Below are 13,940 nucleotides of genomic sequence, written 5' to 3'. Positions count from 1 at the left end.
CAAGAACTATGAACGCATTTTGTGTCTTGTTGCATGATTGTGTTGCATATGATGGGAAATTTAATGGCGAAGAAATGGACGAATACATTAGGAGAAATCCTAATATATCCCAATCTATCTTCTAAACACCTGCTCCTGATGCCATTTGACAAAGAGTTCTAAAGGGTAATGTTCCCGGTTTTTGGGTAACAGTAGAGAATGCCCAGCGAAATCCCAGAACAATCGCTCAACCATATGACTGCCATCAATTATGAGTGGCGTTCAGTCGAAAATTCAAATTCTTATATCGTTACCCTGTGGGAAAATATATGTCAGGGAAAGTGCGGCGTTTGATCGATTATCTGCAAGACAGTGTAAAGACCCATCGTATAAATGTTTTCTGAAAAAGAGGTTAATTTAAACCTTGCATGGAATTGAGCAGAATTCGCCTTATGTTTCCGTCAGCATTGAACGAGGGGGTTTGGAAGATTTTGCTAATAAAATAGTATTTAGTTGAAACGATGTTTGAGCAGTTAATGAATATTTCTCAAATAGATTATTTGAGGTACTGTAATTTAATAAGGTTTTTACTAAGAGTGACAGCAGGATTAATTGTATATATTTTTTAGCTAAAAAAAGGGTTCGGTTTTATGTGCCTCTGAAATAGCTATTTTTAGGCGGAGTTAAGGTTGATTTAATTGGTGTTATGGTTGTCCTAAATTAATGATGTAATTAATCTTAATTTTGGTTGAGATTATTTTGTAGTGGAATTATTTTCTGAAATTATATTTAAAATAAGAGTTTTATAGTGACCTTTATCACAGTGTGAATCTTTGTAAAATAATGCTATGGAATTACATATTTCTATTTGATATATTGTTAATAACAAGTTAATTCATTTATCGATATTGTTTGTGGTGATTGAAATATCACTAGGAAATATTATTTTATTTGATAGATAGTGTTATTTCAATTAATAAATAGAGATGATAGTTACTTTAAAATAAAATTTTATTTGTAGAGATAAAAGGAAGGTAATATGGAATTTATTAAAAATAGATTTTGTCACTGGAATGGTGAACATCTCGTTGTAGATACAATGGTTAGAAATCACAAAATGGTTAATAGTATGGGTACGGGCGAGGGACTAGTTTCGTTTGATGGTTTTGGTGCTGATCTAATTCGTTTCAGTAAAAATGAAGGGATGCAAAATCATACTCACTTAGGGCATCATATCTTATTTGTACTCGCAGGAACGGGTTATGTTATTTATGCCGGTGAAAAGCATGAAATAGAGCCTGGAGTTTGTTATTTTGTGAATGGGGAAATAGATCACGCGATTAAGGCAACCAGCGATTTGGTTATGGTTGTTGTTGGTAATAATCATTGCGCGGTTGATTCGCAAGATAGGACGACGCTGGTGCCATATAGAGATGGAACCCCAGAAGAATTAAAGGTTTAACTTGGGGTAAATTGAATGAAACATGTGCTAGTGCTTGGTGGGTTGCGAGAATGCTATACCCGTTATCTTTCAAGTTGCCTCTTTGTTGGCTGCACTCGCTCACCCCGGTCACATAGTTCGCTATGCTCCCTTTCCGCTATCCCATGTTGACTTCCTAGGAAAGGGATAATGGTTTCCATAAAATGTGAATCTTTTTCAGTAACTGCTATAAAGTGCGGCACTGGTAATTTAGGATAATCGTTTTTGCCTTAAATAATCCTTTAATAGCTCAGGGAAGGTTATGAATAGAAATGATATGAGCTATATGCTGACAGCCAGTAACTTATTCAAATTACTGGCTGTAGGTCAACAAGGAGGTAAAAATCTGTTTTACTGGTCCTTTGTAAACGTTCAACTTTGTCGTTGAGATCTTATGTCATTGGACAGTTTTTTCAGCCATTCTTTCAACATACATGCTCTTTGTTATTGCCAAGTACTGTACGCATCAGAAGCAAATCCAGTTTAGTATCCGGGAGAAGTTTCTCATCTTTTTTCAACTCGCGGCGGGCAAATGAGTCATTCAGCTCACGACGGATAAAGTCATGGATGTGCTTAAAACGTGGGCCATAATCCGTTTCGTCGGCGTTACGTTTGATAGCAAGCAGAGTCTGTATTTCTTGCATCAGCGTTGTATCCTTAACAGTTTCGGCTAGCAGTACGTCGAAGCGCATTGGTGGTACGCCTTTACCTGCTTCTATCCAACGTACAGCCAGCAACGGGCGCAGTACATAAAGATATTTTTTCAGCCGTATTTTTTCGCCTTGCAGATAACCACGGAAGTTTTTCTTCGCCATTGACAGATAGTGATACCGTGCTTTGTTGTTGGAAAAGTAGTCCGGTAGTAGGGCGCGCAATGCTGTCATAAACTCTGCATCCTCATGGTAGACCACCGGTGAATCAGTCCATTCCATCAGTGTCGGGTTGGCTCGTTTCAGCAGCCCCAGGGTTTTACGCAGTTCCCAGCCACAAATATCCAGTTCGTCGCTGATCGGTAATTCGATCACGTCCCTTGGTGGGTCAACGCGTAAGTACCATGATGGGGTATGAACATAGATAAAACGCACATCGTAATCACTGTTTGTCGAGGCAAATCCCCAACCGCGGCTACCGGATTCGCAGGCATAGAGTATTCGTATTTGCTGTTCCGTCTCAAGTTGCGCCAGTTTTTGGCATATGTGTTGTTTCATGGCGTCACTGACACCAAATTTTTCTTTCATAGTGATTATCCTTTTACGCAAACCACTTGACGCAGGGTGTGAACGATTTCTACCAGTGAAGACTGAGCGGCCATTACCGCGTCAATGTCTTTGTAGGCCATCGGAATTTCGTCGATGACGTCGCTATCCTTACGGCATTCCACATGTGCTGTCGCCCGCTTCTGATCTTCTATCGTAAAGCGTTTTTTCGCTGCCGTACGGCTTAATACCCGCCCTGCACCGTGACTACATGAGCAAAAACTCTCTTTATTCCCCAGTCCACGTACAATAAAGCTTTTCGTGCCCATAGATCCCGGAATGATGCCCATCACTCCCTTGTGTGCGGCCACAGCGCCTTTGCGCGTCACCAGTACGTTTTGGCCGAAGTGTTGCTCCTGTTGCACGTAATTGTGGTGACAATTTACCGCTTCCATCATGGCAGTGAACGGTTTTGTAATCACTGTCGCCAGTGCTGCCACTGTATGTTGCATCATGACTTCACGATTATGGCGGGCGAAGTTTTGTGCCCAACCGACAGCTTCCATATAATCGGCAAAGTGACGGCTGCCCTCTTCGAAATAGGCCAGATTGCGATCAGGCAGATTAGCGATATGTTGTTTCATATCCTGTTGGGCAAGGGTAATAAATAGGTTGCCAATGGCATTTCCTACGCCACGTGAACCGCTGTGCAGCATCACCCATACTCGGTCGGATTCATCCAGGCATAGTTCGATAAAGTGGTTGCCGGTACCTAGTGTGCCTAAATGTTGATGGTTATTGGTTTTCAGTAATTCTGGGTATTTATCGGTCAAGTGCTTAAAGCCTGCCTGCAATGTGCTCCAGTGGTGATCGACGGTTTCTGGCGGTTTTTGCCAAGAGCCTTTATCATGGCCGGTATGGTTTACGGCACGGCCGTGTGGCACGGCGATTTCAATAGCGTGGCGGATAGCATACAGGTTGTCCGGTAAATCTTTGGCGTTCAATGAGGTACGTACCGCCATCATTCCGCAGCCGATATCTACGCCTACTGCGGCTGGAATAATCGCCCCATATGTTGGGATTACGCTGCCGATGGTTGAGCCTTTACCAAGATGTACATCAGGCATAACTGCCAAATGGCTGAATATAAAAGGCATTTTTGCTGTGTTCAGTAGTTGTTCACGAGCATCTGCTTCTACTGGTACGCCATGAGTCCACATTTTTACGGGTGCGCTGTTTGGTGCAGTCATCAATTCGTAATCGTTTGTTCTCACATTGTTCTCCTGGTTATTTACCCATTTTATCCGTCACTACTACTATAATTTAAAGTAATTAATATTTTCCCCTTTTTAATCAATGCTTCTAAATTTACTTTCATATTAATTTCCTTATGAATCATTGAGAAATATTGTAAATAAAAATTTTATTATACTATTAATATATTGTTGCGCTTAATGAAAAATGCAATTATTTTATTGAATAATATTGAAATTGTGATGCCAATCTATATAAAAAGGTATTGTGAAAAATTATATGTGAATTTATTAATAATGTTTAAATTGTCTGTGGTTACGATTACCAACAAAATATAAAGTCACTAAGTTATTATATAATTTTGTTATTGAATGGTTGTTTTATTTACTATTAAGAGAGATGTGAGTAAATATATGGCTAATTACTGTATGGAATGATGTGTTTAATCTTTATCAAGTTATGGTTATTATCTCTTTGCAAGTTGATTTTTATTATGGTTAAATTGAAATTATAAATTTTATTTAATGTTTTTATTAAAAATGTCAATATGTACAATATGTATCCTCTAATGTTTTTATTAATTTCCTGCATTTAATTTTTTTAATTATATCAATGCATTACTGGTTTGTTGGGGTAGCGGAGTGATTTTTATGATTTGTTTTTATTCTTTCGTGACTAATATTTATATTATCTGTTGATGAAATTCAACATTTAATATTATATAGTCGGTAATTTATGGAGAATTAATAATTTATTATTGTTTAAATATATATTAAAATAATCACAAGTTATATTCTGTTTGTCACTGATTATTTATTTTGAATGCACATAAAAATAAAATATATCCTCTTTATCATCATTTGTGTAATTATAAATTATTTTTTTATTATTCTTAATATTCATAACTTTGTTGGCGTTTTTACAGATTTGTTATTAAGTGCAATAACTGCTTTATTTATAATTGAGGTATATAGTTTAAAAAATTTGAGAAATTGTTTTCATGGGTAAGAATAAACGAATTTTATTGTTTTGATTGCATAAGCGTTCAAAACCATATTGAGAATAAAATGTCTGAGCAGCATCATTCAGGCAGTCGACAATTACCGCATACGCAGGCATATGATGATTAATTTCCCAAAGGTATTCGAGTGATTTTATAAGAGTAATTTTCCCTAATCCCTGACCATGATAAGTTTTATGTACAGCTAATTGAGCTAACAAAAATACAGGTATGGGGTAGTGTGGTAGTTTCTTTGCTTGTTCCTTCGGAAGCGTATCTCTTTCAATAGAACTTGGCGCTACACAATAAAATGAACAAATGGGATAAAGCTGATTTGGTAAAGCCGTCGTGGCAGGTAAAACCATTGTACGGCTGATATCTGCCTGCATGTGCTTTGCTGCCTGAGTTTTAATGAAAGTGTTGAGTTCATACTCGCCACAATCAAAGGCTAAACGATCATGCGTTTTTTTATTTAGCTCAATGAATGACTTAGACCAGTTCACTTGACTTCCTGCTCTTTAGTAAAGGCAACTGCGTTTAATAATGCTTTATTCGGTTTTTTAGCCTGTTCGCAGGCATTGACGAAATGATCAAAAATATCACCTTTAATAGTCATTCTTTCGTATTCAGAAATGACTTGATTAGCATCTCTTTGCATCAGATGTACAACATACTCTGTCAGGCTTTTCATACCTAATAGTGCAGATGCTTTCTCCGCTTTCGCTTTAATGTCTTCATCCAGGCGCAAATCTAATCTTGTTGTAGCCATGATTTTCCCCTTTTTTTAAATTGTACGGAGAATTTCCGTACAATATGGATTATTGGGCAATGTAGGTGTAGTGTCAAGTTAGCTTATTACAAATTAACCTGGCAGTGTCATGACTTACTTCCACCACTAATACTTGCCAGTACACTTCCCGCCTGTTGATAAGAGCTTTCCTCCGCATGGATCGCGATTTTCCCGGAACGATGTGCGGTCAGTTGTGTTTCCATCTTCATGGCTTCCATCACAGCGATGACATCACCTTGTTTAACTTCATCACCTTCCTGCACATACCAGGATTGTAAAACGCCTGATATCGGGGCTGATACCTGATTAGCCGCTGCCATTGTGTCCTCAGTTTCATTATCTTTGTCCCTGGTGACAGAGTCTTGCCCAAGATCAGATAATGAAAGCCCTTTTAATAATTCGACAGGTAACCCCAATTCGTGTCGACGGCCGTCAATTTCAATAAAAGTGCGTGTTACCTTTTCTTGATGCTGGTTTTCCTGGCGCGGAGATATTTTTATATCGTTGGCAAAGTCCGTTTCGATCCAACGTGTATGAATCTTGAATGTGTTGTCAGAGGTAAAATCGGGATGTTCTATTACGGCCCGATGAAAAGGCAACACTGATGCAACGCCTTCAATATTGAACTCCTGTAATGCACGCCGCGCTCTGGCAATTGCTTGTTGGCGTGTTGCTCCAGTGACGATCAATTTAGCCATCAGCGAATCGAAGGTTCCGGGAACGATGGAACCGGCCACAATGCCGGAATCTAATCTTATTCCAGGGCCGGAAGGCGGAGAAAATAGTGTCACGGTTCCCGGTGTGGGCAAAAATCCTTTACCCGCATCCTCTGCGTTAATACGAAATTCAAAGGCGTGCCCTGATGGAATTGGCGTTGCAATCAATGATAAAGGTTTACCTTCAGCAATCCGGAACTGCTCTATCACAATGTCGATACCTGTGGTTTCTTCGGTTACGGGATGTTCGACTTGCAAACGAGTATTCACTTCCAGAAATGAAATAGTTCCGTCCGCACTGAGCAGAAACTCCACCGTACCTGCTCCGGTATAACGGGCTTCGGCACAAATATCCTGTGCTGCCTGATGAATACGTTGGCGCTGATTATCGGTCAGAAAAGGGGCTGGCGCCTCTTCCACCAACTTTTGATTGCGCCGTTGCAGTGAGCAATCACGAGTGCCAAGTACCACCACATTGCCGTGTTTATCAGCCAGGATTTGAGCTTCAATATGACGAGGTTTATCCAGAAACTGTTCAATGAAACATTCTCCACGACCAAAGGCAGCGGTTGCTTCACGAACGGCTGAATTATAGAGTTCGGTTACCTCATCCAGACGCCACGCGACTTTGATGCCGCGTCCACCACCGCCATAGGCTGCTTTGATTGCAATTGGCAGACCATATTCTTCCGCGAACGTCAGGGCTTCCTCTGCGTTTTTCACCGGTTCTTCTGTCCCTGAAACCAGTGGTGCGCCTACGCGTTGGGCAATTTTACGCGCTTTAACTTTGTCCCCCAGAATGTCAATGGTTTCAGGTTCCGGGCCAATCCAGATTAACCCTGCATCAATGACTGCGCGGGCGAATTCTACTCGTTCAGACAGGAATCCATAACCTGGATGTACCATGTTGGCACCTGAACGTTTGGCAATATCCAGTAGGCGGGGAATATTAAGATAAGTGTCAGCGGGGCTGTTTCCTCCCAGACTATAAGCCTCATCAGCCAGTTGTACATGTTGCGCATTGATATCGGGATCAGCGTAAACGGCAATGGAGTGTAAGCCATAATCCCGGCAGGCACGGATGATACGGACGGCAATTTCACCGCGGTTAGCGATCAAAACTTTTTTCATGTGGTTTTCTTTATTATTCAAAGTTATTGCAGTACTCATAAGCAGCAATCACTCCCTTTTATTTCGTGAAATTCACTGATTGGGTTGAAGCGGATACGGGCATTGACAGGAATTTGCCCGGCAAGATCAAGATGGTAACTGGCAACCGAACCTATGACGGGATAGCCGCCGGTTAAAGGGTGGTCCGCCAAAAACAGAACCGGTTGCCCACTGGCGGGAACTTGAATGGTGCCAGCGGAAGTTCCCTCACTGGGTAACTCTTCATGGTTAAAGCGCGATAACGGTATGTCTCCATTCAGGCGAATACCTACCCGGTTAGATTGTGGTGTGACCTGCCAGAGCTGGTTTTGTAACAGGGACAGCGCTTCTGTTGTGAACCAGTCGGTACGAGGCCCCAGAATAATATCCAGTGTGATGATATCGTCAGCGGCAGGCATATTGAAAGCCGGGCTTTCGTCCATTGATACAGCGGAACCCCGCGTGACAGCAAGAATATCCAGAATATTGCCTGTAGCGATGGGTTTGGGGCCAATGTGCGCCAGCGTATCGTAAGAGAGGCTGGAGAGAATAGGCTTGTTGGCAAAACCGCCACGGACTGCCAAATAACAACGAACTCCCGCTTTGGGGGTGCCCAGCATCACTTTATCACCATCACTCAGATCAACAGGTTGGTAGCCATTAACCTGAAACCTCCGGCCAGATGCCGCTTGGACTGTGATTGGGCAGTCAGCGCCTGTGATAGCGATAATGACGTTGCCATGAGAGATGAAGCTTAATCCGCCTTCTATAATTTCCAGACAGGCGTTATCCGAAGGATTACCGACGATACGATTTGCACTTCGCAACGCTGTTTTATCCAGCGCGCCAGAAGAGGAAATGCCTAAACCCGCTTGCCCTGAACGCCCTAAATCCTGAAAAAGTGTTTGTATCCCGGTGGATAAGATTTCCAGTGATGAATGTTTATCAACCCGTGCAGGTATGTCGTCTTCTGGGTGAACAACAGGATTTTCGGGTTGGGTGACGGTGATTGTTGCGCCTTTGCCTTTATCTTTGAAACGTACTCGAAAGCCCGGTTGCAACAGGGAAGGGGGATAACGCGAGAGATCCCACATGCGTTCTGGTGTGGTGCCGATGATTTGCCACCCTCCCGGGCTGGCTTGTGGGTATATGCCACTGAATTCTCCTGCCAGCCCTACCGATCCCGCCGGGATGCGGGCTCTTGGTGTCATCCGGCGAGGAACACGCAAAAGATCAGAGTCTGCCACTAAATAAGCAAATCCAGGGGCGAATCCGGTAAAAGCAACAGTGTATTCACTTTCTGTATGTTGTTTGATGACTTCCTGTGTGGTGATACCAAGGATTTCAGCCACTTCAACCAGATCTTCACCATTGTAATACACTGGGATTTCAACGAGTTTTCCGGTTGTTTTATTCCGTGTATTCAGGTTGCGGCCACTGATTTCCCTGGCAAGTTTGACTGTGGAAACGACATTGGGACGAAATCGAATCAGAAGTGTTCTGGCTGCTGGAATAATTTCTTCTATGCCTGGAATTGGGCTGGCGTTAAGTGAATCAAATAACGCCAGGGTTTCATCCAGATCGCAAAGTTCGACAATAATGGCATTCAAATTAACAGGTAAAAAACGCACTAGGCACTCCTGAGCATGATAAGTGGCATATGTAAGAAGGCGCGTGATGCTAATGATTACTTACTGGTTTGAATAAAGGACTGTACGGTGATCCCGGCTTGTTGCAGGGTTATTTTCACCTGATGCGCCATTTCCACAGCACCGGGGCTGTCACCATGAACACAAATGGAGTCCGCTTGAATGCGTGTAAAACTGCCATCAATCGCATCAACACCCCCTTCGGTGACCAGTTGCAACATGCGTCGGGCGATCTCGTTAGTATCATGCAGTACCGCCCCTTTTTCCCGTCGGGAAACCAGAGTGCCTTGTGGCGTGTAAGCTCTGTCGGCAAAGGCTTCAGCAACGGTACGTAAGCCTTTGTTCCTCGCCAAATCCAAAATTCTTGAACCGGCTAATCCAACCAGCGCCAAGTTGTCATCTACTTCACGAATCGCTGTAATAACAGCAAGTGCCTGGTACTCATCGTTGGCAATGGTGTTATACAGTGCGCCGTGCGGTTTAACATAACTCACAGTAGTTCCTGCTGCTGCTGCCAGACCTTTCAGCGCACCAATCTGGTAAATAACATCAGCGATCAGTTCATTGCTGGAAATGTCCAGATTGCGGCGACCAAATCCAACAAGATCGGGATAAGAGACATGGGCACCAATAACTACCTGATTTTCATGGGCAGCTTTCAGGGTTTGAAGAATCCCGGCGGGATCACCAGCATGAAATCCACATGCTACGTTAGCACTGGTGACAATGTTCAACATGGCATTATCGTCACCCATTTTCCACTGACCAAAGCCTTCGCCAAGATCACTGTTTAAGTCGATAAATTTCATAAAATTATCCTCGATAAAATGATATTCAAAAATGCAGTGAGAAACCCAAGATGTTTACCCGCGCGGTAATCAGAACTGTTTTCATGTGATCCCCTTATAAAAACATCAAAAAATAGAGAAGAAAAACGTTGGTAATCAACAGCATCGTTCCGGTGGGGATTTGTGCTTTAATGACCGCATTGCGATTTGGCAGTTCCAGCAAGGCGGCGGGAACGATATTGAAATTTGCCGCCATTGGCGTCATCAATGTACCGCAATAGCCTGAGAACATGCCAATGGCTGCCATAACAGCCGGATTACCGCCGTGTTGCAGTACCAGAATTGGAATACCTATCCCGGCGGTAACAATCGGGAAGGCGGCGAAGGCGTTGCCCATGACCATTGTCAATAACGCCATGCCGATCACGTATGTCGTGACGGCGATAAACTTGTTATCGACTGCCAGGTAGTTTTCAGTCAGATGAGAAATGGCGGTACCTACGCCTGCTACGGTAAATAAGAGTCCCAGCGTAGCTAATATCTGTGGCAGGATAAACGCCCAGCCGATAGCATCCAGCAAGCGACGTGCTTCTTGAGTTGATTGAGTGATGCCTTCACGTGTCATTTTCAACGCAATGCCGTATCCGGTTAAACAACCCACTGTCATGGAAAACAGTGTCACCAGCGTGGAATGGTTGCCGGTACCGAATAATGTCTGTTGTAGTCCAGGAACATGGTTAAATAATAGCACTCCCACCACAGTGACAATAGGAATCGCCAGTGCGGGAAGGAAGATACGATGGCCCAGGCGAGAGGCGCTTTCTTGTCGTTGCTGGGGTGTGCGCTGATGATAGCTGCCGAGTCGCACACCGCCAAGACCGGCTATCAGCGCCATCAACACGACGATCAGTCCCACACAGATATGTAGCATTTTTTGAGCCTCAGCTTCGCTGCCTGCCCACAACTCCATCAGACGGTAGGTCCAGTCACCAACCAGAAACACGATTCCGTATAGCGCCCAGAATAAGCTGGTGGTCAGGCGGCGGGGGTTGGTGTGATCACGCAAGGACATCACGGCTACGGCTAACAGGATCACACCAGCCAGCCAGTAAAGATACTGTTGCTGAAACATTACTTTGCCTTCCTTTTGTTTTGGTTCATGCCATTCAAGGCTGCCAGCTTGTTGGCGATGTGGTGGTCAAGGCGGGATAAACGGAAAGCGTGGATCAGGAAGGCGCAGATAGCCGTAGGGATCCCCCACATGGCGATATGCAGTGGCTCCGTTTGGATGCCGCCAGACTCCAGCATGAAATTATGCATAAAGATGATTGCTCCAAAGGCGACGAAGATATCTTCACCGAAGAACAGGCCAACATTGTCGGTTGCTGCTGACATAGCACGCAGACGATAGCGCACATCGTCAGGCAGATCATGGTGGCGGTTTTCCGTCGCGCCTTCCACCATAGGGGCCAACAATGGACGCACCATTTGCGGATGCCCCCCCAGGCTGGTTAGGCCAAGCGCCGCTGTTACTTCACGAATGAATAGATAGACAATCAGCAGACGTCCGGCGGTTGCTGTTTTGATATTCTTAATCCAGTTCTGAGCCTGCTCTTTTAAACCGTGTCGCTCCAAAAGACCAATAGTTGCCAGTGGTAGCAGTAGGATCAATGGCAGATTTCGGGTATTAAGGAAGCCGGAACCTAACTTTTCCAGAATATTTGTGATTGGCATATGTGCCGCCAGCCCGGTGATGATTCCGGCGACAATCACCACCAGTACGGGGTTAAACCTCAGTAAAAAGCCGACTACAATGACCGCGATTCCAATCAGCGGCCATAGATTCACTATTTGTTGCATGTTGTGTTACCTCTGCATATAAAAATATCTGTTGTTATGTAGATAGTTACGCTTTTAGGGAGAGGAGCAGTCAAATTCAAACAATGCCACACTAAAGGGATCACTCAGCCCGAAAGTAGGATCAAATTACTTGCCCCATAAAAAAATGTGAGTCAATAGCTTCTTGGTAAATTCAAGTGATATGCCATTAGTGCTATTTAGCCGCTTCAAAGGTGTACTGGATGATATGATATCGATTAATTTCTATCATAGAAAACATATCGCTTAAGGCGTAGTTACTACCTAATTCAGTATGAGAAGCGTACTAACTATATAAATCTAAAAACAAAGCAGCTTGGGTAGAGTAGCTTGACTGTGCGGTTTAACGCCGATTGAAAGCAATGACAGGCTGCTCGAATAGAGAGAATTATTTATCATGGCAACATTAGAAATATTGACTATTCCAGATGAACGACTGAGACAAAAATGTGTTGAAGTTACAAATGTTGAAGATATCCAAGGTCTTATCGATGACATGCTTGACACCATGTATAGCACTGAGAATGGGATCGGTTTGGCTGCACCGCAAGTTGGACGAAAAGAAGCGGTGGTGGTCATTGATATTTCAGCGAATCGAGATCAGCCCTTGATTCTGGTCAATCCAAAGATCGTTGAGAAAGAACGCAGTGTTATGGGGCAAGAAGGGTGTTTATCTGTCCCAGGGTATTACGCTGATGTAGAGCGGTTCGAAAAGGTAAAAGTTGAAGCGTTAAACAGGCATGGTGAATCCATTACGGTAGAAAGTGAAGATTTCCTGGCTATTGTGATGCAACATGAAATTGATCACCTTCATGGCAAGATTTTTATTGATTACTTATCACCATTGAAAAGGCAAATGGCGCTGAAAAAAATTAAAAAATATCAAAATAGCAGAGCATCTTAACCGGGTTTAAACCTAAGTAATCAAGGGGCAAAACTGAAATACCAATGTAATGTAGATTAAGTTTAGACAAGCCCCTTGAAGCATTTGGCTTTGTTGATATAACGCTGGGGGGCACGATTTATCAAAAGGAGAATTAACCCGTCATTTCTTCTTTAAACATAACTGGCTGTAAATCATATTAGTGACACGACTTATAGGAAAGCGTGACTTATAGTCCGTGGTTAGATAAGTAACATCGTTCGATACTTATCGGATGAAAAAGCCTAATACAATAAAATCCCTTTTTGGACAAAGAGTGAGACATATCAGACTGATATCTGGCATGTCTCAGGAAGCGTTTGCTGATAAATGTGGGCTTGATCGTACTTATATCAGCGGTATTGAACGTGGAGTCAGGAATCCCACGCTTGAAGTTATCAATGTTATTGCAAATGGTTTGCAGATTGAGTTGAAAGATCTGTTCGATTTGAGTATGGAAAAAAAGAGTTAACCGGCTTTATTTGCGCATCATGTGATGACTTTATTTGTTCCGCTATTTCCTTTCAGAAGATTTTATCTCAACGAGTGGTATGAAAGTATGTTGGAGTAGCTCATCTTATTGATTGATGAACTACTCCATTTTCGATCTACAGCCACTTACCGCATGTACCTCGAAGGCCATATCTCGGCAGGGTCGCAATCTAAAGCAGCTGCAATGAGCCGCTGCCCTTTGGGCCAACGGCGTTGCAAGGTATTGGCAAGGGTCGATGAGGCTAACCCTGCCTTTCTTGAAACTGCTGCTAACGATGTTCCTCGTTTTTTTAGTGCTGCGATGATGTCTGCTGGGTGCCAGTCCTGATTTTTCATCATTAATCCTCCACGTTACGGATAACTTTGATATGAAAAGATAAATCGTTACATAGTAGACTATAAGTCACATATGATAACATAACTTACCGTGAAAAGTGACTCATAGTCCGTGGTCTGATAAGTAACATAATTCGATACTTATTAGATGAAAAAGCCAAATGCTGTAAAATTCCTTTTTGGACAAAGAGTTAGGCATCTCAGACAGTCGTCTGGAATGTCTCAGGAAGCCTTTGCCGATAAATGTGGAATTGATCGTACCTATATCAGCGGCATTGAGCGGGGGATCAGAAATCCTACGCTTGAAATTA

Annotated in this window: 15 protein-coding genes and 1 pseudogene; 5 read left to right on the top strand and 11 right to left on the bottom strand. The window is 43.0% G+C overall.

Annotated features, from left to right (window positions below):
* Positions 1-114: 114 nt before the first annotated feature.
* Positions 115-249 (bottom strand): annotated as a pseudogene (locus ACGF63_RS03470) (restriction endonuclease); the annotation flags it as partial.
* Between the two features lie 769 nt (positions 250-1,018).
* Between ACGF63_RS03470 and ACGF63_RS03465 the strand changes: the two are divergent.
* Together ACGF63_RS03465 and ACGF63_RS03460 are read left to right on the top strand one after the other, a co-directional pair.
* Positions 1,019-1,441, top strand: coding sequence for a cupin domain-containing protein (locus tag ACGF63_RS03465; RefSeq protein WP_132355722.1), 423 nt, complete (start codon positions 1,019-1,021; stop codon positions 1,439-1,441).
* A gap of 280 nt (positions 1,442-1,721) precedes the next feature.
* The gene (locus ACGF63_RS03460) at positions 1,722-1,847 is read left to right on the top strand and encodes a hypothetical protein (RefSeq protein WP_269149782.1); all 126 of its coding nucleotides are present in this window, start codon (positions 1,722-1,724) and stop codon (positions 1,845-1,847) included.
* 37 nt (positions 1,848-1,884) lie between these two features.
* Here ACGF63_RS03460 and ACGF63_RS03455 read toward each other — a convergent pair whose 3' ends face one another.
* The 9 genes from ACGF63_RS03455 to ACGF63_RS03415 all read right to left on the bottom strand — a co-directional run bounded on the left by ACGF63_RS03455 (position 1,885) and on the right by ACGF63_RS03415 (position 11,861).
* Positions 1,885-2,697, bottom strand: coding sequence for a nucleotidyltransferase domain-containing protein (locus ACGF63_RS03455; RefSeq protein WP_152963480.1), 813 nt, complete (start codon positions 2,695-2,697; stop codon positions 1,885-1,887).
* A gap of 5 nt (positions 2,698-2,702) precedes the next feature.
* Entirely contained in the window at positions 2,703-3,929 is a 1,227-nt protein-coding gene (locus ACGF63_RS03450; protein WP_331251376.1) for an RtcB family protein, read from the bottom strand.
* Positions 3,930-4,884: 955 nt separating this feature from the next.
* Positions 4,885-5,412: a GNAT family N-acetyltransferase gene (locus ACGF63_RS03445; RefSeq protein WP_387628791.1), complete on the bottom strand. Its 528-nt coding sequence runs from the start codon at positions 5,410-5,412 to the stop codon at positions 4,885-4,887.
* Positions 5,409-5,678 carry a DUF1778 domain-containing protein gene (locus ACGF63_RS03440; protein WP_152963481.1) on the bottom strand — a complete coding sequence of 90 codons (270 nt, stop codon included), beginning with the start codon at positions 5,676-5,678 and terminating at the stop codon, positions 5,409-5,411. Before ACGF63_RS03440 ends, ACGF63_RS03445 begins: the two co-directional genes overlap by 4 nt.
* A 107-nt stretch (positions 5,679-5,785) precedes the next feature.
* Positions 5,786-7,546: an acetyl/propionyl/methylcrotonyl-CoA carboxylase subunit alpha gene (locus ACGF63_RS03435; protein ID WP_387628788.1), complete on the bottom strand. Its 1,761-nt coding sequence runs from the start codon at positions 7,544-7,546 to the stop codon at positions 5,786-5,788.
* Positions 7,547-7,581: 35 nt separating this feature from the next.
* Entirely contained in the window at positions 7,582-9,195 is a 1,614-nt protein-coding gene (locus tag ACGF63_RS03430; protein WP_162524208.1) for a carboxyltransferase domain-containing protein, read from the bottom strand.
* 56 nt (positions 9,196-9,251) lie between these two features.
* The gene (locus ACGF63_RS03425) at positions 9,252-10,022 is read right to left on the bottom strand and encodes a LamB/YcsF family protein (RefSeq protein WP_152963483.1); all 771 of its coding nucleotides are present in this window, start codon (positions 10,020-10,022) and stop codon (positions 9,252-9,254) included.
* Between the two features lie 94 nt (positions 10,023-10,116).
* Entirely contained in the window at positions 10,117-11,133 is a 1,017-nt protein-coding gene (locus tag ACGF63_RS03420; protein ID WP_152963484.1) for a DUF979 domain-containing protein, read from the bottom strand.
* A complete protein-coding gene (locus ACGF63_RS03415; RefSeq protein WP_152963485.1) occupies positions 11,133-11,861 on the bottom strand; it encodes a DUF969 domain-containing protein in 729 nt (242 codons plus the stop codon). Before ACGF63_RS03415 ends, ACGF63_RS03420 begins: the two co-directional genes overlap by 1 nt.
* Before the next feature lie 415 nt (positions 11,862-12,276).
* Between ACGF63_RS03415 and def the strand changes: the two genes are divergently transcribed.
* Entirely contained in the window at positions 12,277-12,783 is a 507-nt protein-coding gene (def, locus tag ACGF63_RS03410; RefSeq protein WP_036843948.1) for a peptide deformylase, read from the top strand.
* A gap of 253 nt (positions 12,784-13,036) precedes the next feature.
* On the top strand, positions 13,037-13,273 hold the full coding sequence (gene xreR1 / locus ACGF63_RS03405; RefSeq protein ID WP_071992945.1) for a cell morphology transcriptional regulator XreR1: 237 nt from the start codon (positions 13,037-13,039) through the stop codon (positions 13,271-13,273).
* A 146-nt stretch (positions 13,274-13,419) separates the two neighbouring features.
* On the opposite strand, the gene xreR2 is transcribed toward xreR1, so the two are convergent.
* Positions 13,420-13,629, bottom strand: a complete 210-nt coding sequence (gene xreR2 / locus ACGF63_RS03400; RefSeq protein WP_036844321.1) for a cell morphology transcriptional regulator XreR2 — start codon at positions 13,627-13,629, stop codon at positions 13,420-13,422.
* 148 nt (positions 13,630-13,777) lie between these two features.
* On the opposite strand from xreR2, the gene ACGF63_RS03395 reads away from it, so the two are divergent.
* Positions 13,778-13,940: helix-turn-helix domain-containing protein (locus ACGF63_RS03395; RefSeq protein WP_387629008.1), on the top strand; the 163-nt coding region annotated here is incomplete at its 3' end.

Origin of the sequence: Photorhabdus sp. RM322S (assembly GCF_042879395.1) — a bacterium.
GTDB classification, from domain to species: Bacteria; Pseudomonadota; Gammaproteobacteria; order Enterobacterales; family Enterobacteriaceae; genus Photorhabdus; species Photorhabdus khanii.
This window is presented reverse-complemented; position numbering and strand designations above follow the sequence as displayed.

Excerpts from the sequence above, each read along its gene's own strand:
- ACGF63_RS03465 (WP_132355722.1), top strand. The coding sequence starts at position 1,019 with ATGGAATTTATTAAAAATAGATTTTGTCACTGGAATGGTGAACATCTC.
- ACGF63_RS03460 (WP_269149782.1), top strand. The coding sequence starts at position 1,722 with ATGAATAGAAATGATATGAGCTATATGCTGACAGCCAGTAACTTATTC.
- ACGF63_RS03455 (WP_152963480.1), bottom strand. The coding sequence starts at position 2,697 with ATGAAAGAAAAATTTGGTGTCAGTGACGCCATGAAACAACACATATGC.
- ACGF63_RS03440 (WP_152963481.1), bottom strand. The coding sequence starts at position 5,678 with ATGGCTACAACAAGATTAGATTTGCGCCTGGATGAAGACATTAAAGCG.
- ACGF63_RS03435 (WP_387628788.1), bottom strand. The coding sequence starts at position 7,546 with ATGAAAAAAGTTTTGATCGCTAACCGCGGTGAAATTGCCGTCCGTATC.
- ACGF63_RS03425 (WP_152963483.1), bottom strand. The coding sequence starts at position 10,022 with ATGAAATTTATCGACTTAAACAGTGATCTTGGCGAAGGCTTTGGTCAG.
- ACGF63_RS03420 (WP_152963484.1), bottom strand. The coding sequence starts at position 11,133 with ATGTTTCAGCAACAGTATCTTTACTGGCTGGCTGGTGTGATCCTGTTA.
- ACGF63_RS03415 (WP_152963485.1), bottom strand. The coding sequence starts at position 11,861 with ATGCAACAAATAGTGAATCTATGGCCGCTGATTGGAATCGCGGTCATT.
- def (WP_036843948.1), top strand. The coding sequence starts at position 12,277 with ATGGCAACATTAGAAATATTGACTATTCCAGATGAACGACTGAGACAA.
- xreR1 (WP_071992945.1), top strand. The coding sequence starts at position 13,037 with ATGAAAAAGCCTAATACAATAAAATCCCTTTTTGGACAAAGAGTGAGA.
- xreR2 (WP_036844321.1), bottom strand. The coding sequence starts at position 13,629 with ATGAAAAATCAGGACTGGCACCCAGCAGACATCATCGCAGCACTAAAA.